Below are 25,990 nucleotides of genomic sequence, written 5' to 3'. Positions count from 1 at the left end.
GATGCCCGTACGGGTGCTGCTCGCCGACGACGAGCACCTCATCCGCGGGGCGCTGGCCGCCCTGCTCTCCCTGGAGGAGGACCTCACCGTGGTCGCCGAGGCGGCCACCGGGCCGGAGGCGCTGGCGATGGCGCGGGCCCACGAACCGGACGTCGCCGTGCTGGATCTCCAGATGCCCGGCGCGGACGGTGTGAAGGTCGCCACATCGCTGCGGGCCGAGCTGCCCGCCTGCCGCGTGCTGATCGTGACCAGCCACGGGCGGCCCGGCCATCTGAAGCGGGCGCTCGCGGCGGGAGTGCGCGGCTTCGTGCCCAAGACGGTCAGCGCCCAGCGGCTCGCCGAGCTGATCCGCACCGTGCACGCCGGAAACCGTTACGTCGACCCCGAGTTGGCCGCCGACGCGATCTCCGCCGGGGACTCGCCGCTGACCGCGCGGGAGGCCGAGGTGCTGGAGCACGCCGCCGACGGGGCGCCCGTCGCGGAGATCGCCGAGCGGGCCGCGCTCGCCGAGGGGACCGTGCGGAACTACCTGTCGTCGGCCGCGAGCAAGCTCGGCGCGGAGAACCGGCACGCGGCGGTGCGGCTCGCGAGGGAGCGGGGTTGGGTATAGTGGCTGTCGCGCCACGGAGAAATCCACGGCGCGGAGTGCGAACGTAGCTCAGTTGGTAGAGCGCAACCTTGCCAAGGTTGAGGTCGCGAGTTCGAACCTCGTCGTTCGCTCCACATGAGGAAGCCCCCGGTCCCGGCCGGGGGCTTCTTCGTGCCTGCGCCTCCGTCCTACGACCAGCTGAGGCCGGTCAGGCGCTCGTAGGCCTCCACGTACTTGGCGCGGGTGGCGTCCACGACCTGCCGGGGCAGCGGCGGCGGGGGCTGCTCGCTCTTGCGGTCCCAGCCGGACTCCGCCGAGGTCAGCCAGTCCCGGACGAACTGCTTGTCGTACGACGGCTGCGCGCGGCCCGGCTGCCACTGGTCGGCCGGCCAGAAGCGGGAGGAGTCCGGGGTGAGCACCTCGTCGGCGAGGATCAGGTCGTCGCCGACGAAGCCGAACTCGAACTTGGTGTCGGCCAGCACGATGCCGCGTTCGCGGGCGATGTCCCGGGCGCGGGAGTAGACGGCGAGGGTGGCCTGGCGCAGGCGGGCCGCGGTGTCCGCGCCGACCTGGCGGGCGACCTCCTCGTAGGAGACGTTCTCGTCGTGCTCGCCGACGTCGGCCTTGGTGGCCGGGGTGAAGATCGGGGCGGGCAGCTCCGAGCCGTCGACGAGGCCCTCGGGGAGGGCGAGGCCGCAGACGGTACGGGTCTCGTTGTACTCGGCCAGCCCGGAGCCGGTGAGGTAGCCGCGGGCCACGCACTCCACGGGGACCATCCGCAGCGACTTGCAGACCAGGGCGCGGCCCTCCCAGTCGGCGGGGGCGCCCGAGGGCAGCTCGGTGCTCAGGACGTGGTTCGGGACCAGGTCGGCGAGCTGCTCGAACCACCACAGGGAGAGCTGGGTGAGGACCCGGCCCTTGTCGGGGATCTCGGTCGGCAGCACCCAGTCGTAGGCGGAGATGCGGTCGCTGGCGACCATCACGAGATCGCCCGCCTCGTTCTGGTACAGCTCGCGCACCTTGCCGGTGTGCAGATGCACCAGACCCGGAACCTGGAGCGGCTCGGGCTTTTCGACGAATCCGGACACGGTTCCTCCCCGTGGTTCTGTCCAATACGTCGATTGTCCCGTACGTCGCGGGGAGGGGGGACGGCGGGGCGGTGGGGGTGCGCCCGGGTCAGTCCCGTTTGCAGATGCGGTCCAGGAGGTTGGCGGTGGCCCGCTGGACGCGCGGGTCGACGTGGCCCGGGCGGTCCAGGGCCGGGGACCAGGCGAACGTCCCGGACGCGAAGACCCAGGCGCCCGACGGCGCCCGGTACAGCGACGTCTCCTGGTGGCGGCGGGCGCCGTCCGCGTCGGTGTAGGGGCTGTGCGCCAGCAGGACCCGCTCGTCGTGCGCGGGGAGCGGGGCGCGCGGGAAGTAGCGGTCGGCCTCGCCGGCGACCATGTCCTCGATCTCGTCGCCCTCGTGGGCCCCGGTGGCCTCCCACAGCCAGTGGCCGGCGTTGCGGACGATCATCGGGTGCGGTTCGGGGACGCGGCCGGCGTACTGGATGCCGAGGAGCTGCTGCTCGGGGCGGTCGACCTCCCGCCACAGCACCGGCTTGCCCGGCCCCTTGCGCTTGCGGCAGGTCAGCAGCCGGTCGGGGGCGCCGGACGGGGACGGGCCGAGCTCCACCTGCCAGTACATGGTGTTGGCGGAGAGGAAGACCAGGGAGGTGCCGTGCTCGCGGGCGAGTTCCGTGGTGCGGCGCATCGGGACGGACCAGTACTCGTCGTGGCCAGGGAAGACCAGGCCCCGGTAACGGGTGGGGTCGATGCGGCCGGAGTGCAGGTCGCGGGCGTCGGCGTAGGCGAGGTCGTAGCCGTAGCGCTCGGCGAAGCGGATGAAGTCGTAGGCGTGGCCGACGTGCAGGGGAAGCCCGGCGCCCGCGTACGGGCGGTCGAAGGAGACGGTCGTCGCGGCGTCCGCCTCGCCCAGCAGGCGGCCCTCCTCGTCCCAGGCGTGGTACAGGCTGGCGCCGGTGCGGCCGTCCTCCGGGTACAGGTTGTACGCCTGCCAGGTGACGTCCGGCAGGAGGAGGAGCAGGTCGGCGGGGTGGCTGTCGCGGACCGTGAAGGGCACGTGGGAACGGTGGCCGTCGGCGGTGGTCAGGACGGCGACGTACGCGCCGATGTTCCAGTACGACGGGATCTGCAGCCGCCAGGACAGCCACCAGTGGTGGCATGAGACCGTGCGGTCGGCGGTGAGCGGCGGGGGCTGGACGATGCCGGACAGGCGGGGGCTGGTGGTGATCTTGGCGGCGCCGTCACCGCCGTAGTGGCCGATGCGGTAGACGTCGACGCTGAACTCCTGCGGCGGGTCGACGGTGATGTGGAAGTCGATGGCCTCGCCGGGGGCGGCGGCTCCGGTGGCGGTGAAGCCCTTGATCTGGCGGCGGACGTCGTCGGCGGCGCGCGGGCCGCCGCCGTCGGTGCGCCGCTCGCGGGACCTGGTGCCGGGCGAGCCCGTTGTGCCGTCCGGGTCCGGTGCGGCGTCCGGGTCGGCGTACCAGGGGATGACCTGGCCGGTGTCGCCGAAGTACGTCTCGCCACCGCGCAGCCAGGGGACGGGCCCCTGTCCGAAGGGGTCCGTGACGGCGTGCGCGAGTGCGCCGGACTCCCAGCGGCGGATCTGCTCGGGCCCCATGGGACAGTCCCCTCCCTCGTGCCCCCGTGGTCGTGCGTATGACGAACGCCTTTGCCATGTGCGCGATCGGTCCCAGCACATCACATTTCGCGCGCGCGCTGTCACTGTTCGTCGCGAAGTGGCCGAAAGTGGAATTCGGAGGTCCGCTTTGAGTGAGGCTGGGCGGGGTCAGACGAGGCGTACCGGCTTCTCGGGGCGTACGCCGAGATCGGCCAGCCAGGCGCGCAGCGGGTCCGGATCGCCGGTCTCCACGAGGCTGCGGACGTGGGAGGCCAGATCGGCGGCGCGGGCGCCGTCGACCAGGAGGGACGGTCCGTCGAGCCAGTCCAGGCCGGGGGCCGCGCCGGCGGTGTCCATCGCCGCGCAGCACACCATCGCCGTGATGTGGGCGGTGAGGATCTCGCGACCGGTGCGCGGGGGCTGCAGGGGGAGGAGGGGCAGCGCGCGGTCGTCCCAGAGGGCGGTGTCCGGGGCGACAGGTCCGGCGTCCGCCCCGGAGGGAGCGGCCGGGGCCGGGGCGCCGGTGGGCTGTGCCTGTGCTTCCTCGCGGGCCAGCTCGGCACTGAGCCCGGCGGCGAGGGCGGCACCGCGGGAGGTGGTGCCGGCGAGGTCGTCATCGTCGTCGGGGGGGAGGGCGATGCCGGTGTCGGTGTCGGACTCGGCCGCCGGGTCATCCGCGGGTGCGGGGCCGTCCGGGGGCGTGGTCGTGAGGTGGTCCAGGACGCGGGACAGGGTCGGACCGTCCGTGCCCGGTGCGGCCCCCTCGGCGGCGCGGCGGACACCCAGTGCGTCGAGGACGCGGTGGAGGCGGGCCGCGTCCGTGCGCCAGGTCCGGTCGACGACCTCATCGGGATACTCCTCCCACCCGACCGGCGCCCAGTCCGGGCCGGTCTCGGCGGGTCCCCCGTGGAAGAGGCGCGCGGCCAGGAGCGAGACCGCGGCGTCCATCGCCCCGGGCTCCTCCAGCAGGTCGCAGGCGGGACGCTCGCCCAGGCGGGAGGCGAACCCCTCGGCCAGCCGGTCGCGGCGGGACAGCTCCGTGAGCGCGGCGACGACGCCCACGTCCAGCCGGGAGGGCCAGCGGCCCATCCGCCAGGCGGGCAGCGCCACCCGGGTCAGCAGCCGGTCCCAGCCCGCGTAGGCGAGCCCGACCTGCTCCTGCGCGACGATCCGCAGACCGTAGTCCACAGCCTGTGCACGCTCCGCGGCTGCCGCGGCGACCCCGCGCTCCATCTCGGCCGCGTGCACACGGCAGCTGCGCAGCAGGAGCCGGGACACCCAGCCGAGGCCCGCGCCCACCGCACGGGACAACGGCCCCCGCCCGACGTCCGACGCCGCCGCCACCGCCGCGTCCAGGCCCCGTATGAAACGGCGGGCCGCGGCTATGTCGGGGTGGGCCGAGGGCCCCGTACCGGCGACGACCGGGGCGAGGACTGCGCGCAGCTCCCCCACCCGCATCCACCACAGGAAGGGCGAGCCGATGACGAGGACGGGCGCGGCGGCACTCCGGCGACGGGCGGGTCCGCCCGGTCCGGACACGTCGTCGTGCTCCTGGGCGGACGGCGGGCCGTGGGCCGGGTGGTTGCGGTCCTCCAGCCAGCTGTCGCAGTCCGGAGTGAGGGCTATCGCGGAGGGAGCGGGAACGTCGAGCCGGTCGGCCAGGTCGCGGACCATCCGGTAGAGGTCGGGGGCCGACTCCTCGGCGACCGCGACCGTCGGCGTGGCGGCGGGCCGGGAGCGGGTGACGACCAGGGCGACCGCGGCGGCGGCCGCCAGGACGAGGAGCGCGAGCACGGACACGGCCCAGCGGACGGCGTCCCAGCCCCCGCCCACCAGATGCCCGGTCGAGCCGCCCGCCAGCAGGATCACGGCGGCGGCAGCGGGCAACAGGGCGACGGCGACTGCCCTGCTCCGGATGCGCAACACGGCCAGCGCCCGGGAACGCGCGGCCTGCGCGCCCAGCTCCACTCCACCACCGATACCGGTCACGACCGGACCTCACCCCCTCCTCGCTGTCCTGTCCGTCCAGGGCTGTCCTGCTGCTCTCCCGCTCTTGCTCACTCACCCCACTGTGGCACCCGCCACTGACATCGCAATGCCGGTGGGCCAAGTGCCGGACGCTTGCGCGGCACCCTAGTTGGGGGTCGTGCACCCGTCAGCCGTATAGCCCATCGGTCACTCGATGGAATGGCTTTGGGGAAAGGTGGGTGACGGACGGCAAGGATCAGGCCCCGGCTCCTGAGACGGAGCCGGGGCCTGTCGGGTTCGGGTTGCTGGGCGTCGGGTTACGCGCCCGCCGCCTTCGCCGCGATGTCCGTGCGGTGCTGGGAGCCGTCGAGGCCGATGCGGGCGACGGCCCGGTACGCGCGGTCGCGGGCCTCGGTGAGGTCGGCTCCGGTGGCGGTGACGGACAGGACGCGGCCGCCGGCGCTGACGACCGCGTCGCCCTCGCGCCGGGTGCCGGCGTGCAGGACGTAGGCCTGCGGGGCGTCCTGGGCGGCGATCTCGTCGAGGCCGGTGATCGGGTCGCCGGTGCGCGGGGTGCCGGGGTAGTTGTGGGAGGCGACGACCACGGTGACGGCCGCGTCGTCGCTCCAGCGCAGCGGCTCCAGGTCGGCGAGGTTGCCGGTGGCGGCGGCCATCAGCAGACCGGCGAGCGGGGTCCGCAGCCGGGCCAGCACGACCTGGGTCTCGGGGTCGCCGAAACGGGCGTTGAACTCGATCACGCGGACGCCGCGCGAGGTGATCGCCAGACCGGCGTACAGGAGTCCGGAGAACGGGGTGCCGCGGCGGCGCATCTCGTCGACGGTCGGCTGGAGGACACTCTCCACGACCTCGTCGACCAGCTTGGGGTCGGCCCACGGCAGCGGCGAGTACGCGCCCATGCCGCCGGTGTTGGGGCCCTCGTCGCCGTCGAGGGCGCGCTTGAAGTCCTGGGCGGGCTGGAGCGGGCGGACGTTCTCGCCGTCGGTGATGGCGAAGAGGGAGACCTCGGGGCCGTCCAGGTACTCCTCGATGACGACGCGGTCGCAGGCCGCCGCGTGCGCGCGGGCCGCCTCGGCGTCGCCGGTGACGACGACGCCCTTTCCGGCGGCGAGCCCGTCGTCCTTGACGACGTAGGGCGCGCCGAAGGAGTCCAGGGCCGCGTCGACCTCGTCCGCGTTCGTGCAGACGTACGAGCGGGCCGTGGGCACGCCGGCGGCGGCCATGACGTCCTTGGCGAAGGCCTTCGAGCCCTCCAGCCGCGCGGCCTGGCCGGAGGGGCCGAAGACCGGGATGCCCGCCTCGCGCACGGCGTCGGCGACCCCGGCGACGAGGGGCGCCTCGGGCCCGACGACGACCAGTTCGGCACCGAGCCGGGTGGCGAGCGCGGTGACGGCCGCACCGTCGAGTGCGTCGACCTGGTGCAGCTCGGCGACCTCGGCGATACCGGCGTTGCCGGGTGCGCAGTGCAGCGCGGTCACGTCGGGGTCGAGGGACAGGGAACGGCACAGGGCGTGTTCGCGGGCGCCGCCGCCGATGACAAGGACCTTCACGGGGGTCAGCCTAATGGGAACGGGCCGGTGCGCTTTGTGCGGGCTTCCGAAGGGGCGGGACGCGGATGGTTGTGCTTTCCTCCAGCGCGGCTCGCCCCTGCTCGTTACTCGCCCACTTGTTCACTCGTTCGCGATCTCCTCGACCACGGTCGCCCCCAGCTCCCGTACCAGCAGCTCCTTGCCGGAGAGGGCCGACTCGTCCAGGTCGGGGTCGTCGTCCTCGGGGATGTCGTCCTCGGGGGAGACCGAACGCGGCTCGGGCGCCGGGGGTCTGGGCGCGGGAGCGGCCGCGGGTGCGGCGGGCGGGGTGGACGAGGGGGCCGGCGCGGACGGCGCGGAGGCCGGCGGCCGGGCGGCGGGCGAGGGCTCCGACGGGCGCGGCGCGGGCGCACCGCCACCGAAGCCGCCACCACCTCCGCCGCCGGTGTTCCCGAAGCCGCCGGGACCGCCGTATCCACCGGCGGGTCCGGCCGGGGCCGCAGGTGCCGAGCCGCCCGACGGATCGACGACCGCCTCGATCTTCCACTGCACGTTGAACTGCTCGACCAGGGCCTGCCGCAACACGTCCTCGCTGCCGCTGCTCAGGAAGTTGTCGCGGGCACCGGCGTTGACGAAGCCGACCTGGAGGGTGGTGCCGTCGAAGCCGGTCACCTGGGCGTTCTGACTGAGCAGGATCCAGGTGAACCGGCGGCGGTTCTTCACCGCCTCCAGGATGTTGGGCCAGAGCTGGCGGGGGTCCGCTCCGGAGCCCGGCGGCGGGGCGGCGGGTGCGGCTGCGGCCGGCGCGGGTGCCGGAGCGGCGGCCGGAGGCGCGGCGGGGCCGGGAGCGGCCGGGGTACGGGGCTGGCCGCCGCCCGCGGGTGCCGCGGTGGGCCACCCTCCGGGCCGCCGTCCGCCACCCGCGGGCGCCGCGGTCGGCCACGCACCGGGCGTGGGCGACGAGGCGGGCGGGGCGGCGTCGGGCTCGGGAGCGGGCGCGGGAGAAGAGGCAGGGGCGGGAGCGGCCTGGGGCGAGCCGCCGCCGCCCCCGAGGGAGTGACCGCCACCGGCACCGGCAGCCGGCTCCGGGGCAGGACCGTCCTGGCCGGCCGCCGCCGGCCCACGCACCGCCGCCCGCGCGGCGGCGGGCCCACCGCCCGGCGGAACCGGAGCGGCGGGAGCGGAAGGAGCGGGAGCGGAAGGAGGGGAAGCGGAGGGGGCCGCGGCACCGGCGTGCGCCTCGGGCCCGGGTACGTATCCCATGGCGGGCGCGCCCGCACCCGCCGAGAACTGCACGCCACGCTCGATGCGGTCCAGCCGCGCCATCACCGAACGCTCGTCGCCGTACGCGGCGGGCAGCAGCACGCGCGCGCAGATCAGCTCCAGCTGGAGGCGCGGCGAGTGGGCGCCCCGCATCTCGGTGAGCCCCTCGTTGACGATGTCGGCGGCGCGGCTCAGTTCGGCGGCGCCGAAGGAACCCGCCTGGGCCTGCATCCGCTCCACGACGTCGGCGGGGGCGTCGATGAGCCCCTTCTCCGCGGCGTCGGGCACGGCGGCGAGGATCACCAGGTCACGCAGGCGCTCCAGCAGGTCGGTGACGAAGCGCCGCGGGTCGTTGCCGCTCTCGATCACCCGGTCGACGACCTCGAAGGCGGCCGAGCCGTCCCCTGTGACGAACGCCTCGACGACGGAGTCGAGCAGCGAGCCGTCCGTGTAGCCGAGCAGGGCGGTCGTCATGTCATACGTCACACCGTCGGCACCGGCGCCCGCGAGCAACTGGTCCATGACGGACATGGAGTCACGGACCGACCCCGCGCCGGCCCGCACCACCAGGGGCAGCGCGCCGTCCTCGACCGGGATCTCCTCCTTGCCGCAGACCTCGCCGAGGTAGTCGCGCAGGGTGCCGGGCGGCACGAGACGGAAGGGGTAGTGGTGGGTCCGCGACCGGATGGTGCCGATGACCTTCTCGGGCTCGGTGGTCGCGAAGATGAACTTGAGGTGCTCCGGAGGCTCCTCGACGACCTTCAGCAGCGCGTTGAAGCCCTGCGGCGAGACCATGTGGGCCTCGTCGATGATGTAGATCTTGTACCGGCTGGAGGCGGGCCCGAAGAACGCCTTCTCTCGCAGGTCACGGGCATCGTCCACGCCACCGTGGGAGGCGGCGTCGATCTCGATGACGTCGATGGAACCCGGCCCGTTCCTGGCCAGGTCGCGGCAGGACTGGCACTCGCCGCACGGGGTCGGCGTGGGGCCCTGCTCGCAGTTCAGACAGCGCGCCAGGATGCGGGCGCTGGTCGTCTTGCCGCAGCCGCGCGGACCGCTGAACAGGTACGCGTGATTGACCCGGTTGTTCCGCAGCGCCTGCTGCAGCGGGTCGGTGACATGCCCCTGACCGATGACCTCGGCGAAGGACTCCGGGCGGTAACGGCGGTAGAGCGCGAGAGACGACACGCATACGAGGTTATAGGCGCCCACTGACAACCGGACCGCCCCGGGAACGCAGGCGCCCCCCACGCACCCGCCAGAGCCGACCTACCCTTGCTGCCTTCCGGCCCTGGGGGAGTTCAGTCAGATAGTGCCGCGTGAGGGGCTGAGCCACACGTTACCCGATCCTGGGCCCCGAGAACGAGTTCGCGAGCACTCTCCGACGTCATGTAATGTTCTCTGCGGAGGATTCGCCTAGAGGCCTAGGGCGCACGCTTGGAAAGCGTGTTGGGGGCAACCCCTCACGAGTTCGAATCTCGTATCCTCCGCCAGTGCCTCACCGGGCACGAAGTCGAAGGGCCCCCTGGAAACAGGGGGCCCTTCGACGTTGTCGTGGTCTTTGTCCAGCGCACCGGCGGCCGCCACCGTTCACCGCCGCACGCGCCCCGCCCGTGTGACCTGCACCGCGACCCCCTATGAACGCCGCCGTACGACCGCGCGGACAGTTGACAGCACGTTGGGGGCAACCCCTCACGAGGTCCAAGCGCTCGTTCGCCGACTTGCACGCTGGATCCAAGTCCGCCGTACCAGCGCCTTCCATGTCGCTCGGCACCCCAGAGGGTCGAGCCGTTTGCGCGGCCCGACCCTCTGACGTTGCACTCAGCCTCCGGCGACCGTTCCTCAGTCCCATCGCCTCGCGAACTCAGCACCGGCCAGCAGGTCGCCCGTCCGCACGATCGAATCGTCGATCCCCAGAGCCACCATCACATCGGCGGGAAGGGCCACGTATCTTCCCTTCAGTTTCGTGACACGACATGGAAAGCGGTTCGCCCTCACCAACCCGGATGCCTTCGACGGATCGACCCCGAGGAGATCTGCCACCTTGCGCAGGGGCATTGGCTCGGCCAGCCATTGCGACAGTCGCCTTGCACCTGGGCTCATTCGGCTTCCCTCTGCGGTCCGCCGAGTTCACCGGACTCGCCCTCGGGCTCCTGCTCTGAACTCAAGGCGAGGAACTCGCCCAATAGCCCGAGGCGGTGCAAGGTAGCGCCCATGCGTTCACTGCTGATGCGCTCCCACAACAAGGGGTCCGCCTCGTCGACCGCCTGGATGTCCGACTCGTTGCGGATGGGCGAGTAGCCCTCGTCGCATCGGCTCGTTCGATCGACAAGGCTGTGCGGATCCATCGTGCGCTCGGCCGGATCAGCGCGATCCACTGCCCAGCCGGCCGCGTTGGCGGATCGAACAACCTCGTCACGGACATCGTCGCCTTCAAGGGCCAGCGCCAGACCGTACAGCGCACCGAACACCATGGCCGATCTCACCTCGGCGACGTCGACGCAGAGCCTCCTCGACACCCTCCCGGCCGACTTCCGTAGGTAGGGGATGACGAAATACAGGGCGAGCAACTGACTACGCTGAGCCAGGCTCGGCACGTCACTACGGGCATTGCGGCCTACACATCGCCACAACGCGTCCCGAAGCGCAACGTCGGTGGCATCTCGCGCCGCAGCATCCTTCGCCTCCGAGAGCGTGAGGTGTTCACCCACCGAACACCTCTCCCCGGGCGCATGTGGACACACCAACTGCCCACCGAACAACTGCGAAACCTTTAGCTCGATCGATCTGAAGACGTCTGCCGAAGGCAGCAGGGACACGGCCCCTCCTCTTGTGGTTCCGCCAACGGCAGGAGGCTCACCGCGTCGAAGGGTGACTATCCACACCAGCCGATGCATGCGCTGGCGGGAGTGAACGGCTCGGGGTGACCGAGTGAAACGGTGTGTCCCAGCGATCGACATCGGGGAAGGCTCCGGGATCACCCACTCGCATCCTGGCCTGGCTGGTCCAACGAGCCTGGTATGGATACTTACACCAAGAGTATGGTCTCTAGTATGGCAACGAAGAAAGTCACGGTGACGATCCCCGAAGATCTCCTCGACGAGATCCGCGCTGACGCGGCTGAGCGGGGACTTTCGGCATATGTAGCCGAAGCACTGCGATTCAAGCGCGATCGGGACCGGCTGCTGGAGCTGGTCGACTGGCTGCAGGCGGAACACGGGCCGGTCACCGAGGACGAGCGCGCGGCAGCCCTCGCGGAACTGGACGATCTCGACGCCGAGCACGAGCGCCGGCACGCCGCCGGAGGACACGATGCCGGAGAGGCCGCGTGAAAAAACGCGCCGGTGAGCACAGGCAGCGGCCACTGCGCGTCTTCGTACTCGACTGCGAAGCCCTGTCCCTGGCCGTGCGCGGCGACCGCAGGATGATCGCCTGGCTGGACCTCGCGGCCGGGGGTGAGGCCGAAGTGGTGACGTCTCCCATGACGCTGGTCGAGGCGTACGACGGCAGGACCACCGAGCAACGTTGGGACTGGGTGCTCTCCCGGATCAAGGTCGCCGATATCGGAAAAGACGAGGCCCGCCAGGCCCGGCGTCTCCTGGCCGGCGCCAAGCTGCACGGCCACAAGTACGCGATCGATGCCGTGCTCGCTGTCATCGCACGCCAACAGAAAGGGCAGGTCACAGTCTTCACCTCGGACGTAGACGACTTGGAGAAGCTCCTCCCGGACACCATCGTTGTCGTGAAGGTATGACCCAGCAGCACCCTGGTCTCAGTTCTGGTCTCAGTCCTGGTCCCATTTCACACCTGACCAGCGCCGTCCGCGGCCTCCCAATGCAGTACGAACAGTCGCAGGGGCATAGGAACGGCGGCGCAGTGCGCCCAGTGCGCCCAGCGCGCCCGGCAGCTGCCGGGTGCCCAGCCCCAGCTGGGCGGAGACCACCAGCTCGCCCACCAGCTCCTCGGCACCAGCCCGGTCGGCGTGCGGGCGAACAGCTCCACGCCCAGTTCCCGCTCCAGGCCCCGGATCTGCTGGGACACCGACGGCTGGGCGACGCGCAGCGATTCCGCCGCCGCCGTCACCGAGCCCTGCTCGGCCACGGCCAGGGCGTACTCGATCTGACGGAGACTCATCGGTGAAGGGAAGAAGTCCTTCCCGGCCGTCGTTCATCCCTACCTTTCGATGCGTATCCGCCTCGACTCGCTCACCTGGTCGATCTCCGACACCCGGACCGTCGTCCTCATCGTCCAGGTGCCGGGGAGCGGGAGGGTGAGGGAGTTGGCGCTCCAGTAGCCGCCCCGGTCGACGAGTTCCGCGTCGATCGGGCCCACGTCCTGGTCGGGCAGGGTGAAGGAGAGGCGCAGTTCGGGTACGGCGGCCAGACTGCCGTCGGGGCCGAAGACGACGGCCTGGACCGCGTTGTCGCCGGTGCGGCCGGGGTCCAGGGTGATCTGGACGGTGCCGCGGCCGGAGGCGCCGATCTCGAAGGGGATCGTGGTGACGGACGCGGGCAGGACTCCGCCCGCCGGCGCGGACCGCGCCGCCTCGGCCGCCGCGCGGCCCGGGACGGTGCTGGTGAGCACGGTCGTGATTCCGAGGACGACGGCCGCGACGGTGGCCTCGGCGATGACCGACCTCCGCAGTCCCCGGCGGTGGGCGTCCACGGCGGTCCCGGCCGGTGGCGCCGACTCGGACGGCTCCGGGGCGGCCTCCCGAGGCCCGGGCGGTCCGCCCACCCGTGCCGGCACCCTCTCAAGCGCGTGCCCCCGTTCCCGTACGGCTGTCCCGGCATCCGCCAGTGCCGCCGTCCACCGCCGCGAGACCGCCGCCGCGGCCAGCAGCACGGCGACCGCCGCCAGCTTGGCCAGCAGCAGCCTGCCGTACGTCGTCCCGGTGAGCGCCTGCCAGGAACCGAGGCCGCGCCAGGACTGGTAGACGCCGGTGACGACCAGGACGGTCACGGAGACGAAGGCCGCGCGGGAGAAACGGGCGACGGTGGCGGCGTCCGTGGTGCCGCGCAGGGTGAGGAGGAGGGCGACGAGGCCGCCGAGCCAGACGGCGGTGGCGAGGAGGTGCAGCACGGACGACGTCATCGCGACCGGCACCTGGATGCCGGCGGAGGCGTGCTCGGCCGCGGCCCAGGTCAGGGCGAGACCGACGGCGAGCGCGACGCCCGCCGCGGCGGAGACGGGGGTGCGTATGTGGCGCCGGGCGGCGCGGGCCAGGAGGAACGCCACCGGCACCAGCAGCGCCAGCCTGGCCAGCAGCAGCGCGCCCGGCCGGGTCGACGCCGTGTCGCCGAGGGCCGAGACGTCGAGGACCGCCGACGGTCCCGTCCCCGCCTCGTACGGCGCCCTGAGCAGCAGCAGGGCGACGGTGGACGCCAGCAGGGCCCACCAGGACGCCACCAGCGGACGACGTAGCGGGGCGAGGTCCGGCGGGCGGCACAGGGCGACGAAGGCGGCCGCGCCGATGAGCAGGGCGGCGGACAGGTAGGCGAGGTAGCGGGCGATGTGGTGGAGGGCCGCGGTCGCGGGGTCCTCGGTGGGGCCGGGGTCCACCGCGGCCGCCCCCGCGGAGGGCTTGCCGACGGAGAAGGTGAAGGCGCCGGAGACGGGGTGGCTGTCGGCCGACACCACCCGCCACGCCACGGTGTACGTGCCCTCGCCGAGCTCGCCCGACAGCGTGACGCGGGCCGTGTCGGAACGGCCCTCGGCACGTCCGGCCTCCCCCGTGCGCACCCGGTGACCTCCGGGGTCCAGGACGCGGAAGGAGTCGTCGCGCAGGCCGACGGACTCGGTGAAGGTCAGGGTGACGTGGCGCGGGGCCGACCGGAGGACGCTGCCGTCCCCGGGGTCGGTGGAGCGGAGGGCGGCGTGGGCGGACGCCGGTCCGGCACCGCCGACGCCGAGCACGAGCAGGGCGAACACGGTGCCCAGGAGCACCGGCCACCGCCGCCCCCATGGCCCCCGCACTCGCCGGTCCACGGCACGCGCACCGCCACCACGCCTCACGTCGCAACTCCGTCGTCGGGACCCACTGCCTCGGGGATACGTACGGATGCGGGGGCCGCGCCGCTCAGCGGATGCCCGGCCGGTTCCTCACCACGACGGGCGTGCCGTCACCCCGCCGTCCACCACGAGGTCGTGGCCGGTGATCCAGGACGCCAGCCGCGAGGCGAGGAACACGCACGCGTCGCCCACGTCCTCCGGCCGCCCCAGCCGCCCCGTGGGCGCCGCCCGCCGCCACCGCCGTACGCCGTCCGGCCAGGCCTCGGCGAGGCCGTCCCGGTCGATGAGGCCGGGCGAGACGGAGTTGACCCGCACTCCCCACGGCCCGTACTCCAGGGCCGCCGAACGGGCATGCATCACGACCGCCGCCTTGGATGCGCTGTAGTGCGCGTGGGCGGGGGCCGGGGCGCCCGCCTCGATGGACGCGATGTGGGTGACGGTACCGCCGCCGTCCTGGTCCCGCATGATCCCGGCGGCGGCCTGCGTGCACGCGAAGACGCCCGTGAGGTTGGTGTCCACGACCTCCCGCCACTCGGCGGCCGTCGTGCCGGGCAGTTCCCGCAGCGGCTGCACGCCGGCGTTGTTGACCAGCGCGGTCAGCCGTCCGCCGCCCCAGTCGGCGGCGTCCTCGACCAGGGCGCGGCAGGCGTCCTCGTCGGTGAGGTCGGCGCGCAGCACGATCGCCCGGCCGCCGTGGTCCCGGATCCGCGCGGCCACGTCCTGGGCCGCCGCCACCGCCGTACGGCAGTGCACCGCGACCGCCGCGCCCTCCTCGGCGAACCGCAGCGCGATGCCCCGGCCGATGCCGCCGCCCGCGCCGGTGACCAGGGCGACCTGTCCGTCGAGGAGAGTGGGGGGAGTGGGGAGAGTCATGGACGGCACAGTTCCACGATCCGCGCCGCCTGGTCCGGGTAGCGCGCCGTGAGTGAGGCCGCGTCGCCGTGCTCGTAGTCCCCGTAGGTGAAGCCGGGCGCCATCGTGCAGCCGAAGAGCGACCACGCGCCGCCCGTCCGCACCCGGCCGCCCATCCAGGTCCCGGCGGGGACGGTGAACTGCACGTGCTGCCCGCCCAGGACGTCCGGCCCCAGCACGGCGGTGCGCGTGCCGCCGTCCGGGCCGAGGAGCAGCAGCTCCAGGGGATCGCCGAGGTAGAAGTGCCAGACCTCGTCGGAAGGCAGGCGGTGCAGTGCCGAGAAGTCGTCCGGGCGGGCGGTCAACAGCGCCACGATGGCGGACCCGGCGGGGCGTCCGTCGGGGCGCCCGGGGCCCGCCCAGGTGCGGCGGAACAGGCCGCCCTCCCGGGGGATGGGCTCCAGCCCGTAGTGCGCGATCAGGTCCTCGGCGGTCGGCGTGCGCGTCACGCGGGGAAGGCTACCTCCCGGCGGAGGAAGGCGAGTTGCGCCTTCTTCTCCGGCAGGTACACGTCCGGCAGATCGACCTCGGGCAGCACGACGGCCGGTCCGGCGGTGAAGCCCTGCTTGAGGAAACGGGCGATCGCCTTCTCGTTGCCCACGTCCGGGTCGACCACGATCCGCGTCCGGTCCAGGCCGATGAGGACGTACGCCATGAGGGCCGAGGCCAGTGCGGCCGTCCAGCCGGGGCGCGCGCCCTCCGGTCCCGCGGGCGCGAGCAGCAGGTGGACGCCGATGTCACCGGGTTCGGCCTCGTAGCACTCGCTCACCCGGTCGGCCTCGGGGTCGTAGGTCTGGAGCAGCGCGACCGGCGCGTCGTCCTTCACGACCAGGAAGGCGTGGTGGGTGTCGAGCGTGTCCATGTGGGCGTAGACGTCGGCGACCTGATCGCGCGTGAGGCCGGTCATGCCCCAGAAGGCCGCGCGCTCCTCGCTCACCCAGCGGTGGATCGCGTCGGCGTCCGCGGCGGGGTCGAGGGGGAGGACGCGGACGGTGCCGAAGCCGCCGAGCTCCTGCTCGTGGACGGGGGTGCGGGAGGCGTACGGCGGCGTGGGAGCGGCCTGGTGCGGGTGAGGGTCAGTCATCGGTTTCCTTCGTGAGCCGGTCGAAGTTGGTGACCACCGGGGCGAGTTCGCCGCCGAGCCACAGGGGTTGCTGATCACGGTGGTGGGGTGAGCCGGGGGCGCCCGAGGCGCCGAGGGGCACCACCCAGCGGCTGTGCTGCCGGTCGGCCAGGTCCCAGACGTAGCGGGCGGCGGGGCCGCGTGCGGCGCGGTCGGTGAGTCCGGGGACGGCGGAGGTGCAGAGCACGCAGTCGTGGTCGCCGGCCAGGGCGGGCTCCGGGCGGCCCGAGGTGTCCGGCAGGGCCCGCCAGGGGGCGAGGCGGTGGGTGTCGCCCCAGGTGCCGGCGGGGGGCCGGGCGGCCACCTCCTCCAGGGCGGCGCGGACGGTCTCGGCTCGGTCGATGCCGTACAGGTCGTCCGCGCGCAGGAGGTGTTCGAGGGCGTAGGCGACGCGCGGGACGAGGGCGAGCCAGGGCTGGAGCACCTCGGGGTACGCGGGCGGGACAGCCGCCGGGGCCAGCGCCGGGTGCGCCGCGAGCCGCCGTACGACGGCTGCCCGGACGGCCGCGTACGCCGCCGCGTCGGCGCTGTCCGCGTCCATGTGCCGGTCCCAGGCGAGAAGGCGGTCGCGCAGGGCGGCGGCCTCGGAGGACAGGGCGGCGGCCTCGTGGGGGAGGGTGGTGGCTGCGCGGGGCAGGGTCGTGGCCTCGCCCGGCAGGGCGGCGGCCTCCCGGGACACGGTCATGGCCTCGCCGGGTGGGCCGTCGAGTGCGGTGAGGTGGTCCAGGAGGGGGCCGGCCGAGGCGAGGTGGGTGTCCGTGTGGATCGCGGGCATGTCGGCCGCCGACCAGCGTTCCCTGCCCGCGAGCAGGGCGGCGATGCGGTCGGCGCGGTGCGGCGGGGCGAACTCGACGCCGAGCGGGGCGGCCGGGCCGCGTTGGTTGGCCATCACGGCGACGCCGTCGGTGAGGCCGGCGCGGGGCGGGGTGTGCCAGCCGGTCCACTCGTGGCCGGGCTCCCAGGCGGGCACCGGGCGCAGGCCGTTCGCGGCGGGGCGCACGGGTACGCGGCCCGCCACCCGGTGCAGCAGCCCGCCCTCGGTGTCCGCGGCCTGCACGACGTTGACCGGCTCGGCCCACGCGTCCAGGGCACGGTCCACGTCGGCGACCCGGCGGGCCCGCAGCAGCGGCAGCAGGGCGCTGAAGCCGAGGTCGGCGGTGACGCGGGGCGGGTGGCGCAGGCTGAGGGCGGCCGGGGTGCCGTCGTCCAGGCCCTCGGGGCCGCCGGCGATCACCGGGCCGCGGTCGGTCTCGATGATCTCGACCTCGACGGTGTCCTCGCCCGCGACGTGGATGGTCTCCGTGTGCCGGGCGGCGCGGTGCCAGGTGCCGTCGGGGCCGAGCGCCTCGACGCCGGCGCCGGTGCGGCGCAGCCGTTCGAGGTAGAGGTCCTGGTAGTCGGCCATGGCGTTGGTGATGGCCCAGGCGACCGTGCCGGTGTGGCCGAAGTGGGCGATGCCGGGGACGCCGGGCACGGCGAGGCCGACGACGTCGAACTCCGGGCAGGACAGATGGATCTGCTGGTAGACGCCGGGGTCCTCGATGAAGCGGTGCGGGTCCCCGGCGATGATCGCGTGCCCGGTGACGGTGCGGTCGCCGGAGACCAGCCAGCCGTTGCTGCCGGCGGTGCCGGGGCCGTCGGTGGCGAAGAGGGCGGCGGCGTCCGGGCCCAGGTGGGCGGTGATGTGCTCGCGCCAGAGCTTGGCGGGGAAGCCGGCGAACAGGATGTGCGTGGCGAGCCAGACGGCGAGCGGGGTCCAGGGTTCCCAGTGGCCCGGGGTGAGGTCCACGCGGGCGAACTCAGGGGCGTCGCAGGCGGCGAGCCCCTCGTTCACGCCGTCCGCGTACGCCCGTACCCAGGTGGCCGTCTCCGGGTCGTTCTCCTCCAGGGCGGTGAAGCAGCGGCGGGCGGTGTCGGCGAGGCGGGCGCGGCGGGCCAGGCGGTCCCAGGACAGGGCCTCGGGGCCGAGGAAGGACGCGGAGGTGCCCTGGGCGCGGTGGCGCTCGACCTCCAGTTGCCAGGCCCGGTCCCGGGCGGTGACCCGGCCCTGGGCGCGGGCGAGTTCGTCCGCGTCCTGCGCGCGAAGGTGGGGGATTCCCCAGGCGTCGCGGTATGTCTCGGCGCTCACCCCTGTGCCTCTACTTTCCTTTAGGTTAGGCTCACCTAAGTCTTGGTCGTGGCCGAATAGTACGTGAAGGGTGAAGAAACGATGGGGCAGGGGCGGGGTTGGGAGGGCGCGGTCCTCAAGCTGATGCGGGGCAAGGACTTCGAGTTCACCGTGACGGACGTCGAGGATGTGACGCCGGACTTCCGGCGGCTGCGCCTGACCGACGGCGGCATGCTGGCGGCGACCGGGGTGCATCCGACGATGTGGGTGCGGCTGTGGTTCGAGAACGCGGGCAAGCCGCACCAGCGGGCGTACACGCTGGTCGACCCGGACCCGGAGGCCGGCACGTTCGGCATGGAGTTCGCCCTGCACGAGGGGTGCGCGAGTGACTGGGCGCGGGCGGCGAAGGCGGGGGACACGATCGAGGCGACGGTCCAGGGCACGGGGTTCGAGGTGCCGCAGCCCCTTCCCTCCCGCGTCTTCGCGGTCGCGGACCCGGCGTCGCTGCCCGCGCTGAACTCGCTGCTCGACGCGGTGGGGGCGGTGCCCGCGACCATCTGGTTCGAGGGCGGCGGCGCGGAGGACGGCCTGCCGTTCCGTACCGATCCCGACCGGCACGAGGTCCGCACCGTGCCGCGCGGGGACGCGGGCGCGCATCTGGTGGCGCGGGTGAAGGAGGAGCTGCCGGAGCTGCTGCGGGCGGCCTCCGAGCCGTACGTCTGGATCGCCTGCGACACGGCGACGACGCGGGCGCTGGGGGCGTACGTGCGCAAGGAGCTGGGCGTGGCCAAGCAGCGGGTGAACGCGCTGGGGTACTGGCGCGCGACCTGAGCCGTTGCTTGCGATCATCGGGGGTATGGACGTCACACTGCACCTCGCCCAGGACCCCGAGGCCGACGAGCTGCTCGGCCGCAGTCCGCTCGCCGCGCTGGTGGGCATGCTGCTCGACCAGCAAGTGCCCATGGAGTGGGCGTTCAAGGGGCCGTCGACCATCGCGCGGCGCATGGGCGCGGAGGATCTGGACGCGCACGACATCGCGGCGTACGACCCGGAGGCCTTCGCGGCACTGCTCTCCGAGAAGCCGGCGGTGCACCGTTATCCCGGCTCGATGGCGGGCCGGGTGCAGCAGCTGTGCCGGTACCTCGTCGAGACGTACGACGGTGACGCCGAGGCGGTGTGGCGGGGCGTCGGCAGTGGGAAGGAGTTGCTGAAGCGGCTCCAGGACCTGCCGGGCTTCGGCAGGCAGAAGGCCCAGATCTTCCTGGCCCTGCTGGGCAAGCAGCTCGGCGTCCGGCCGGAGGGGTGGCGGGAGGCGGCTGGGGCTTACGGCGAGGCGGACTCCTTCCGGTCGGTGGCCGACATCACCGGGCCGGAGTCGCTGACGAAGGTGCGGGCGTACAAGCAGGAGGCGAAGGCTGCGGCGAAGGCGAAGGCGAAGGCCTCCGGCAAGTAGCGGGTGGGGTGCCTGCGGCGGCCTGTGGCTGTCCGGTGGGGGTGCGCGTAGGGCGGTCGGTTGTCCGTGGGTCGGGGCCGCGCCGGGGGGTGTCCGTCCTCGGAACGGCGCGGAATCGGTCGGCTACGGGGGTGAACGGCGCGGACGCGCCAACCGCTGCGGGCGGACACCCCCCGACACGTCCCCTTCCCGCCGTACGCGGCTGACCGTCCACGCGGGGTGCGCAACCGGGGGTGTGCCGCGCCATCGCGCGCGGCCGCGGGCAGTAGCCCTCCCGCCCCAGCTGCGGACAGCCGCGGTTCCGCCCTGGCTGCGGGCAGCCGCCCTCCGCCCCGGCCGGGGCGGTCCCCGCCCGCCCCAGCTGCCGTAGCTGCGGGCAGTCGTGCCTCCCCCAGTGCCTGAACGGCCTGGGAGGTACCCCCAGGGCGGCACGGGTGGGCGGTGGGGGCACCTCCCGCTCGAGCGGAGCCGAGAGTGGGGGAGGCACCCCGTCGCGCCGGGCCGCGCACCCACCCCCACGGCCACGCCCACGCCGGGCACCCCGCAGCGCCGGGCCGCACGACCCGCCCGCGCCCACACCCACGCCGGGCACGAAGGAAACGCCGGCCCCCGAACACCGCCCCAATGCCCCACGCACCGTCAGCCTGACAGCCCACCCCAAGTGGCGCAGCCCACCGTGCCGTTCCCAGCATGGAGCATGACCGAGCCACCGAGCGGCGCTCCCGGTAGTCAGCCGTACGACGACCGCGGGGTGCACACCCGGACCGCCGGCCGGCGCGAGCACGAGCGCGAGCACGAACCCGAGCCGGCCCTCGATGGGCCCCTGCACCTGCTGTCCCGCACCGCGTGGCAGACCGTGCTGCTCACCGGGGCCGCCTCCCTGGTCCTGGGCGTGCTCGTCCTGGTCTGGCCGGGCGCGTCGCTGCTCGCCGCCGGAGTGCTCTTCGGCCTCTACCTCGTCGTCAGCGGCGTTCTCCAACTGGCCGCCGCCTTCGGCACGCACCGGACGACCTCGCTGCGGGTCCTCGCCTTCATCAGCGGTGCCGTGTCGATCCTGCTCGGCCTGTTCTGCTTCCGCGGGCACTTGCAGTCGGTGCTGTTGCTGGCGCTGTGGATCGGCATCGGCTGGCTGTTCCGCGGGGTCACACAGATCGTGGCCGCCGTGCACGACCCCGCGATGCCCGCGCGCGGCTGGCACGTCTTCCTCGGCGTCGTCACCGTCGTCGCCGGGATCGTGCTGATCGACTCGCCGGTCGAGTCGGCGACGGTTCTCATGCTGGTCGGCGGCTGGTGGCTGGTCGTCGTCGGGGTGGTGGAGATCGTCACGGCCGTGGGCCTGCGCCGGCGCGCCCGTCAGGTCCCGCGCACGCTGTGAACGGGACGCGCCGCTACGCCGAGCGGGCGGTTCTCGTACCGGCGCGATGGGCGCGGTGCGCCCGGCGGGGACACGAACCGACGTGAGCCCCGCACCGTACGCCACCCTCCGCGCCGGGCGTCGTGGTGCGTGGCTGCGGGTCCTTGTTCTGCTGCTCGCCCTCGCCCTGCCCTGCGCCCACGTCACGGGCCAGGCGGCGCCGCCCGTGCCGGTGGCTGGCGCGAGCGGCGGGGGCGTCGGCGAGTACGACCATCTCGACACCGCCACGCGCACACCGGCCCGAAGCGTCCGGCGCGGGGTCGTGCCCCCGTGCGCGGCGCCTACGTCGGCGCCGACGGCCGGTCCTCGGCAGCGGTCCTTCGCACTCCCCGTGCCGGCCGGGCTGCCGTCCACCCCTCGTTCCGTGGTCCTGCGCTGCTGACAGGGCCGGTGCCGGGCGTCCGTCCGGTCCGTCCGTCCCACGACAGGAACAGGAACAGGAACGAGGGAGACAGCCATGCCCAACGACCCCTACGCAGTCCTGCGCGCCCTCCTGCGCGCCGAAGGTGCCCGCCGTACTCCGCCTCCCGGCACCGGCAAGCCGCAGGTCCCGAGCGAACCCCGGCCGTCCGCGCGTGAGGGGAGGCGGGACTGACCGAGGCGGCCGAGCGGGGCGGAGGCGGTCCGGCCGTCTCCGCCCCGGGTGCGCCCGGACCTGTTTGCCCCCGTTTACGGCGTCATTTCCAGCGCCGCACTCCGCCGCCATGGCTGCGCCCGCGACGACTTGGCCGGTAGGCTTTCCGTGTGATCTTCAAGCGCATCGGAAACGGCCGGCCGTACCCCGACCACGGCCGGGAGAGCACCCGGCAGTGGGCGGACGTCGCGCCGCGCCCGGTCCGCCTCGATCAGCTCGTGACGACCAAGGGCCAGCTCGACCTGGAGACCCTCCTGGCCGAGGACTCCACCTTCTACGGCGACCTCTTCGCACACGTCGTGAAGTGGCAGGGCGACCTGTATCTCGAGGACGGGCTGCACCGTGCGGTGCGCGCGGCTCTCCAGCAGCGCCAGGTGCTGCACGCGCGGGTGCTCGAGCTCGACTGAGCTCGGCCGACCGGCCCCGCGACGTTCGGGTTTGATCCGTTCGGGTTGCATCGCACCGGGTCCCGGAACGTCGACTGATCATCTAATAGGCATCACCGCCGGAGCGCACTACGCTGCGTTCATGAGCATGCTCACTCCCCCTGGCATGGGCGGCCAGTACAAGATCACGGGGGACCGGTACCCGCGGATGCGACCGGCCCGGCGACGCGGCAGGCTCGCGGTCGTCGCCGTCGCCTGCGTCACCGTTCTCGGCGTGCTCGGCTGGGGCACGCTCCAGCTGATCGACGTCTTCACCGGCGGGGACAAGGCGAGCGCGGTCGGTGCCGCCGCGGACTGCCCGACCACCCGCGCGAAGGCGAGCGCCGCGCCCGCGGTGGTGAAACTGCCGAAGCCCGCCCAGGTGACCGTCAACGTGCTCAACGCGACGACCCGCAGCGGGCTCGCCCAGAAGACCGCCGACGAGCTGAAGAAGCGCGGTTTCCGCATCGGTGAGGTGAGCAACGCGCCCAAGGAGTACGACAAGAAGATCAAGGGTGCGGGAATCCTGCTCGGGCCCTCCGCCTCTCTGAAGAGTTCGCTGGCCGTGCTCGGCACCCAGCTGCCCGGCGCCGAACGCCGTACCGACGCGGCACGCAAGGGCGCCGAGGTCGATCTGATGATCGGCGACGCCTTCAAGGGGCTGGCGAAGCCCGCGGACGCCGACGCGGCGCTGACCGCACTGGCCGCGCCGCAGCCGACGCCCAGCGCGGAGAAGAAGGGCTGCTGACGGACGTACGGCTTATTCGGCCGCGCCGTACATGCGGTCGCCCGCGTCACCGAGGCCGGGGACGATGTAGCCCAGTTCGTTGAGACGCTCGTCGACCGAGGCCGTCACGACCGTCACCGGGGTGCCGGCCAGCTCGCGCTCCATCAGCTCGACGCCCTCGGGAGCGGCGAGCAGCACCACGGCCGTCACGTCGTCCGCGCCGCGCTTGATCAGCTCCTGGATCGACGCGACCAGGGTGCCGCCCGTGGCCAGCATCGGGTCCAGGACGTACACCTGGCGTCCGGAGAGGTCGTCCGGCATGCGGGTGGCGTACGTGGAGGCCTGGAGCGTCTCCTCGTTGCGCACCATGCCCAGGAAGCCGACCTCGGCGGTCGGCAGCAGCCGGACCATGCCGTCCAGCATGCCGAGACCGGCCCGCAGGATCGGCACCACCAGCGGGCGCGGGTGGGAGAGCTTGACGCCGGTGGTCCGCTCGACCGGCGTCTGGATGTCGACCTGTTCGGTGCGCACGTCGCGCGTGGCCTCGTAGGCGAGCAGGGTGACCAGCTCGTCGGCGAGGCGGCGGAAGGTCGCGGAGTCGGTGCGCTGGTCGCGCAGCGTGGTGAGCTTGTGGGCGACCAGGGGGTGGTCGACGACGTGGAGACGCATGCCCACCACAGTAACCGGGCCCCCAGGCGGACGCTTCACTCGCTCGCTGGAGTCAAACCGCCCGGTCGGGGGAAGGTGGGAGGGACGGACGCTGGGTGGTGAGACTGTGCCTGACCGGGACTTCTACGACACTCCGTCCCTCGGCGAGCAGCGGGGGGCCGGGAGCGGGGCTGAGCGGAGCACGGAGCCGGACCGGGAGGCGGCCCGACGACGGCGGCGGGCCCAGTTCCTGCGGGACCTGGCGGAGGCCCGGGAGCTGCGGGACCGCGTGCAGCCGCGCCGCGCCAAGACCGCCCGGCTGCGCCACGCGATGCGCATGCGCACCTTCCGCTGGTAGTTCCGCCGCCCGGCGGGGGAAGATCGCGCGCCGCGCCGGTGTTGGGGCGACGGGAGTACGCGGGTGGCGGGAGAAATCCGCGTACGATCCGCACGTGGTGGCGACGAGTCGGGTCCCCGGGCAAAACTGCCGGACACAGGGCGCCGAAGACGTCCCCTGACGGCCTTGTTTCTGCCACGATTCCGAGTGGGTGGGGCTCGGAGCACCGCTCCCCCGCCCGCAGCCTCCGCCGGGGGGACCCCCAACCGGCACGCCTATGACCAGTGGGAGAGTCACGGTGTACTTCGCCGCACTGCTCGCGCGCACCGAAGAGGGATGGGTAGCGAGCGACACTGAGCTCGACGATGTGGAGACCCTGTCGGATCTGGCCGACCTGGCCCGGGAGGCCTCTCCCGACGAGGACACGGTGCTCGTGCTGATCGAGCAGGAGGACGCGTGGTTCGGAGTCGTCCGGGTGGACGGCGAGGAGGACCCCCGTATCTACGTGTCGGACGCCGCCGCCGCGGCCCGCAGCAGCTACGGCGAGATCCTGCTCACCGACGAACTGCTGGGCCGCGAGCCCGGTGACGACGGCGACGACCTCGATGCCCTCGACCTCGACGGCACGGAGGACGGTGAGTCCGACGACGACGAGGACGGTGCCGACGGCGGTGACGCGGCCGCCGGTGCCGGGGAGGCCGTGCCGCACGGGCCGGTCGGTGACGCCGAGGTCCTGGACGACCTGGGCGTGAGCGAGAAGGAGTTGCGCTCGATGTCCGGGGACGCGGTCGGCGAGATCGCCGAGGCGCTGGGCGCCTCCGAAGTGCTGGAGACCGTGCGCTGACCGGACAGGACGTGGGAGAACAACCGGCACGTTCCGCGCCGCCCGACCCGGTGCGCGATCCGTGGCGGGCGGCGATGCGGCTCGCCCTGGCCGAGGCCGGGCGGGCCGCGCTCGGCGGTGACGTGCCCGTCGGTGCCGTCGTGCTGGCGCCGGACGGACGGACGGTGCTGGCCGCCGGGCACAACGAGCGCGAGGCCGGCGGCGATCCCACGGCCCACGCCGAGGTGCTCGCCGTCCGCCGGGCGGCTCAGACGCTCGGGGAGTGGCGGCTGGCCGGGTGCACCCTCGTCGTCACCCTGGAGCCGTGCACGATGTGCGCGGGCGCGCTGGTGCAGTCCCGCGTGGACCGCGTCGTCTACGGCGCCCGCGACGACAAGGCGGGCGCGGCCGGCTCCCTGTGGGACGTCGTGCGCGACCGGCGGCTCAACCACCGTCCCGAGGTGATCGAGGGCGTCCTCGCGGACGACTGCGCGCGGCTGCTGACCGACTTCTTCCGCGACCGCTGACCGGCCCCGAATACCGATTTCGAACCATGCGGCACTGTGCTGTAAGGTCTGTCTCGGTAGCGTGTCCGAGCGGCCGAAGGAGCTCGCCTCGAAAGCGAGTGTGGCGCAAGTCACCGAGGGTTCAAATCCCTCCGCTACCGCTTTTGAAGGGCCCCGTCGAAAGACGGGGCCCTTCGTGCGATCATGTGCGATCGAAAGGCGTGCAACAAGGGACAGGGGAGGCCGCGGTGGCGGTGAACGCGAAGAAGATCGCCGTCTACGCACTCGTGGTTTTCGTGCTGTATGTGATCATCACGGATCCGGCCAGGGCCGCCGACTACGTCCAGATAGGTTTCCAGGGCATCTCCGACGCGGCGGGCGCCGTGGGCGACTTCATGACCTGGGCCGCCAACGGAGGAAAGTGATGATCCGCCACCTGGTGCTGTTCAAGCTCAACGACGGCGTGGAGCGCGAAGACCCGCGCGTCGTGGAGGGCGTCGAGGCGTTCCGCGCGCTCGGCGGCCGGATCGAGGAGCTGCGTTTCTGGGAGTGCGCCTGGAACATCAGCGACCGGCCCATCGCCTACGACTTCGCCATCAACTCGGCCGTGGACGACGCCGACGCCCTCAAGCGGTACCTGGAGCACCCCGCACACCAGGCGGGCGTCGCGCTGTGGCGGGAGTTCGCCACCTGGGTGATCGCCGACTACGAGTTCTAGCTCCTCGCCGCGCAGATCGGCCCCGCACCTGATCGGTGCGGGGCCGATCTGCGTTCGTTCACTCAACACGACGTTATGAGGTGCTTGCACACAGTG

General features: G+C 73.2%; 28 protein-coding genes, 3 tRNA genes, 1 other RNA gene and 1 pseudogene. 18 read left to right on the top strand and 15 right to left on the bottom strand.

From position 1 onward, the window contains the following. The first annotated feature begins 1 nt into the window (after position 1). Positions 2-610, top strand: coding sequence for a response regulator transcription factor (locus KUM03_RS15040; protein ID WP_217248849.1), 609 nt, complete (start codon positions 2-4; stop codon positions 608-610). A gap of 37 nt (positions 611-647) precedes the next feature. Then, positions 648-723 (top strand) — tRNA-Gly (locus KUM03_RS15035). Between the two features lie 54 nt (positions 724-777). Here the strand turns inward: KUM03_RS15035 and KUM03_RS15030 are convergent. The 6 genes from KUM03_RS15030 to ffs form a co-directional block, all read right to left on the bottom strand. Then, complete coding sequence (locus tag KUM03_RS15030; protein ID WP_217248707.1) at positions 778-1,677, bottom strand: phosphoribosylaminoimidazolesuccinocarboxamide synthase; 900 nt, start codon at positions 1,675-1,677, stop codon at positions 778-780. 88 nt (positions 1,678-1,765) lie between these two features. Beyond that, the gene (locus KUM03_RS15025; RefSeq protein ID WP_217248705.1) at positions 1,766-3,277 is read right to left on the bottom strand and encodes a N,N-dimethylformamidase beta subunit family domain-containing protein; all 1,512 of its coding nucleotides are present in this window, start codon (positions 3,275-3,277) and stop codon (positions 1,766-1,768) included. Positions 3,278-3,445: 168 nt separating this feature from the next. Beyond that, complete coding sequence (locus KUM03_RS15020) at positions 3,446-5,266, bottom strand: hypothetical protein (RefSeq protein ID WP_217248703.1); 1,821 nt, start codon at positions 5,264-5,266, stop codon at positions 3,446-3,448. A 296-nt stretch (positions 5,267-5,562) separates the two neighbouring features. Further along, on the bottom strand, positions 5,563-6,813 hold the full coding sequence (gene purD / locus KUM03_RS15015) for a phosphoribosylamine--glycine ligase (protein WP_217248701.1): 1,251 nt from the start codon (positions 6,811-6,813) through the stop codon (positions 5,563-5,565). A gap of 120 nt (positions 6,814-6,933) precedes the next feature. Beyond that, a complete protein-coding gene (locus KUM03_RS15010; protein ID WP_217248692.1) occupies positions 6,934-9,243 on the bottom strand; it encodes a DNA polymerase III subunit gamma and tau in 2,310 nt (769 codons plus the stop codon). Positions 9,244-9,291: 48 nt separating this feature from the next. After that, positions 9,292-9,386: signal recognition particle sRNA small type (ffs, locus tag KUM03_RS15005), an RNA gene on the bottom strand. Between the two features lie 74 nt (positions 9,387-9,460). Between ffs and KUM03_RS15000 the strand changes: the two genes are divergently transcribed. Continuing rightward, positions 9,461-9,548: transfer RNA gene (locus tag KUM03_RS15000), tRNA-Ser, on the top strand. A 349-nt stretch (positions 9,549-9,897) separates the two neighbouring features. On the opposite strand, the gene KUM03_RS14995 is transcribed toward KUM03_RS15000, so the two are convergent. Together KUM03_RS14995 and KUM03_RS38310 are read right to left on the bottom strand one after the other, a co-directional pair. Next, the gene (locus KUM03_RS14995; protein WP_217248684.1) at positions 9,898-10,158 is read right to left on the bottom strand and encodes a DNA-binding protein; all 261 of its coding nucleotides are present in this window, start codon (positions 10,156-10,158) and stop codon (positions 9,898-9,900) included. Then, positions 10,155-10,874, bottom strand: a complete 720-nt coding sequence (locus tag KUM03_RS38310) for a hypothetical protein (protein ID WP_254399361.1) — start codon at positions 10,872-10,874, stop codon at positions 10,155-10,157. The genes KUM03_RS14995 and KUM03_RS38310 overlap by 4 nt, the downstream gene beginning before the upstream one ends. Positions 10,875-11,108: 234 nt before the next feature. Here KUM03_RS38310 and KUM03_RS14985 point away from each other — a divergent pair, with 234 nt between their 5' ends. Together KUM03_RS14985 and KUM03_RS14980 are read left to right on the top strand one after the other, a co-directional pair. Continuing rightward, on the top strand, positions 11,109-11,387 hold the full coding sequence (locus tag KUM03_RS14985) for a ribbon-helix-helix domain-containing protein (protein WP_217248682.1): 279 nt from the start codon (positions 11,109-11,111) through the stop codon (positions 11,385-11,387). Beyond that, positions 11,384-11,809, top strand: a complete 426-nt coding sequence (locus KUM03_RS14980; protein ID WP_217248680.1) for a PIN domain-containing protein — start codon at positions 11,384-11,386, stop codon at positions 11,807-11,809. Before KUM03_RS14985 ends, KUM03_RS14980 begins: the two co-directional genes overlap by 4 nt. 111 nt (positions 11,810-11,920) lie before the next feature. Here the strand turns inward: KUM03_RS14980 and KUM03_RS14975 are convergent. The 6 genes and pseudogenes from KUM03_RS14975 to KUM03_RS14950 all read right to left on the bottom strand — a co-directional run. Further along, positions 11,921-12,189, bottom strand: a pseudogene (locus tag KUM03_RS14975) (LysR family transcriptional regulator); the annotation flags it as partial. A gap of 39 nt (positions 12,190-12,228) precedes the next feature. Further along, the gene (locus KUM03_RS14970; protein ID WP_217248678.1) at positions 12,229-14,001 is read right to left on the bottom strand and encodes a copper resistance protein CopC; all 1,773 of its coding nucleotides are present in this window, start codon (positions 13,999-14,001) and stop codon (positions 12,229-12,231) included. 156 nt (positions 14,002-14,157) lie between these two features. Beyond that, positions 14,158-14,940, bottom strand: coding sequence for an SDR family NAD(P)-dependent oxidoreductase (locus tag KUM03_RS14965; RefSeq protein ID WP_217248676.1), 783 nt, complete (start codon positions 14,938-14,940; stop codon positions 14,158-14,160). Beyond that, the gene (locus KUM03_RS14960) at positions 14,937-15,428 is read right to left on the bottom strand and encodes a cupin domain-containing protein (RefSeq protein WP_217248674.1); all 492 of its coding nucleotides are present in this window, start codon (positions 15,426-15,428) and stop codon (positions 14,937-14,939) included. Before KUM03_RS14960 ends, KUM03_RS14965 begins: the two co-directional genes overlap by 4 nt. Continuing rightward, complete coding sequence (locus KUM03_RS14955; protein WP_217248671.1) at positions 15,425-16,063, bottom strand: GNAT family N-acetyltransferase; 639 nt, start codon at positions 16,061-16,063, stop codon at positions 15,425-15,427. The genes KUM03_RS14960 and KUM03_RS14955 overlap by 4 nt, the downstream gene beginning before the upstream one ends. Continuing rightward, positions 16,056-18,230 (bottom strand): penicillin acylase family protein, encoded by a 2,175-nt coding sequence (locus KUM03_RS14950; RefSeq protein WP_217248669.1) that lies wholly within the window; start codon positions 18,228-18,230, stop codon positions 16,056-16,058. Before KUM03_RS14950 ends, KUM03_RS14955 begins: the two co-directional genes overlap by 8 nt. 81 nt (positions 18,231-18,311) lie before the next feature. Between KUM03_RS14950 and KUM03_RS14945 the strand changes: the two genes are divergently transcribed. From KUM03_RS14945 to KUM03_RS14915, 7 genes are all read left to right on the top strand, one after another. Continuing rightward, a complete protein-coding gene (locus KUM03_RS14945; protein WP_217248668.1) occupies positions 18,312-19,040 on the top strand; it encodes a siderophore-interacting protein in 729 nt (242 codons plus the stop codon). A gap of 25 nt (positions 19,041-19,065) precedes the next feature. After that, positions 19,066-19,662 carry an HhH-GPD-type base excision DNA repair protein gene (locus tag KUM03_RS14940; RefSeq protein WP_217248659.1) on the top strand — a complete coding sequence of 199 codons (597 nt, stop codon included), beginning with the start codon at positions 19,066-19,068 and terminating at the stop codon, positions 19,660-19,662. A gap of 697 nt (positions 19,663-20,359) precedes the next feature. Beyond that, a complete protein-coding gene (locus KUM03_RS14935; RefSeq protein ID WP_217248658.1) occupies positions 20,360-21,037 on the top strand; it encodes an HdeD family acid-resistance protein in 678 nt (225 codons plus the stop codon). 82 nt (positions 21,038-21,119) lie between these two features. Beyond that, entirely contained in the window at positions 21,120-21,458 is a 339-nt protein-coding gene (locus KUM03_RS14930; RefSeq protein ID WP_217248657.1) for a hypothetical protein, read from the top strand. A 75-nt stretch (positions 21,459-21,533) separates the two neighbouring features. Beyond that, on the top strand, positions 21,534-21,671 hold the full coding sequence (locus KUM03_RS14925; protein WP_217248656.1) for a hypothetical protein: 138 nt from the start codon (positions 21,534-21,536) through the stop codon (positions 21,669-21,671). Positions 21,672-21,820: 149 nt separating this feature from the next. Continuing rightward, on the top strand, positions 21,821-22,117 hold the full coding sequence (locus KUM03_RS14920) for a type II toxin-antitoxin system VapB family antitoxin (protein WP_003999914.1): 297 nt from the start codon (positions 21,821-21,823) through the stop codon (positions 22,115-22,117). Between the two features lie 145 nt (positions 22,118-22,262). Next, on the top strand, positions 22,263-22,883 hold the full coding sequence (locus KUM03_RS14915; protein ID WP_217248845.1) for a LytR C-terminal domain-containing protein: 621 nt from the start codon (positions 22,263-22,265) through the stop codon (positions 22,881-22,883). Positions 22,884-22,895: 12 nt separating this feature from the next. Here KUM03_RS14915 and upp read toward each other — a convergent pair whose 3' ends face one another. Beyond that, positions 22,896-23,531, bottom strand: a complete 636-nt coding sequence (gene upp, locus KUM03_RS14910; RefSeq protein ID WP_217248654.1) for a uracil phosphoribosyltransferase — start codon at positions 23,529-23,531, stop codon at positions 22,896-22,898. A 106-nt stretch (positions 23,532-23,637) separates the two neighbouring features. Between upp and KUM03_RS14905 the strand changes: the two genes are divergently transcribed. From KUM03_RS14905 to KUM03_RS14880, 6 genes are all read left to right on the top strand, one after another. Then, complete coding sequence (locus KUM03_RS14905) at positions 23,638-23,868, top strand: hypothetical protein (protein ID WP_217248652.1); 231 nt, start codon at positions 23,638-23,640, stop codon at positions 23,866-23,868. A 277-nt stretch (positions 23,869-24,145) separates the two neighbouring features. Beyond that, positions 24,146-24,691 carry a hypothetical protein gene (locus KUM03_RS14900; protein ID WP_217248650.1) on the top strand — a complete coding sequence of 182 codons (546 nt, stop codon included), beginning with the start codon at positions 24,146-24,148 and terminating at the stop codon, positions 24,689-24,691. Between the two features lie 74 nt (positions 24,692-24,765). Then, the gene (gene tadA, locus KUM03_RS14895; RefSeq protein WP_254399374.1) at positions 24,766-25,197 is read left to right on the top strand and encodes a tRNA adenosine(34) deaminase TadA; all 432 of its coding nucleotides are present in this window, start codon (positions 24,766-24,768) and stop codon (positions 25,195-25,197) included. A 55-nt stretch (positions 25,198-25,252) separates the two neighbouring features. Further along, a tRNA-Ser gene (locus KUM03_RS14890) sits at positions 25,253-25,337 on the top strand. Between the two features lie 87 nt (positions 25,338-25,424). Continuing rightward, entirely contained in the window at positions 25,425-25,601 is a 177-nt protein-coding gene (locus KUM03_RS14885) for a hypothetical protein (RefSeq protein ID WP_217248648.1), read from the top strand. Beyond that, on the top strand, positions 25,601-25,894 hold the full coding sequence (locus KUM03_RS14880) for a Dabb family protein (RefSeq protein WP_217248646.1): 294 nt from the start codon (positions 25,601-25,603) through the stop codon (positions 25,892-25,894). Before KUM03_RS14885 ends, KUM03_RS14880 begins: the two co-directional genes overlap by 1 nt. Positions 25,895-25,990: the final 96 nt, after the last annotated feature.

This window comes from Streptomyces sp. AC602_WCS936 (assembly GCF_019049125.1).
GTDB lineage: Bacteria > Actinomycetota > Actinomycetes > Streptomycetales > Streptomycetaceae > Streptomyces.
This window is presented reverse-complemented; position numbering and strand designations above follow the sequence as displayed.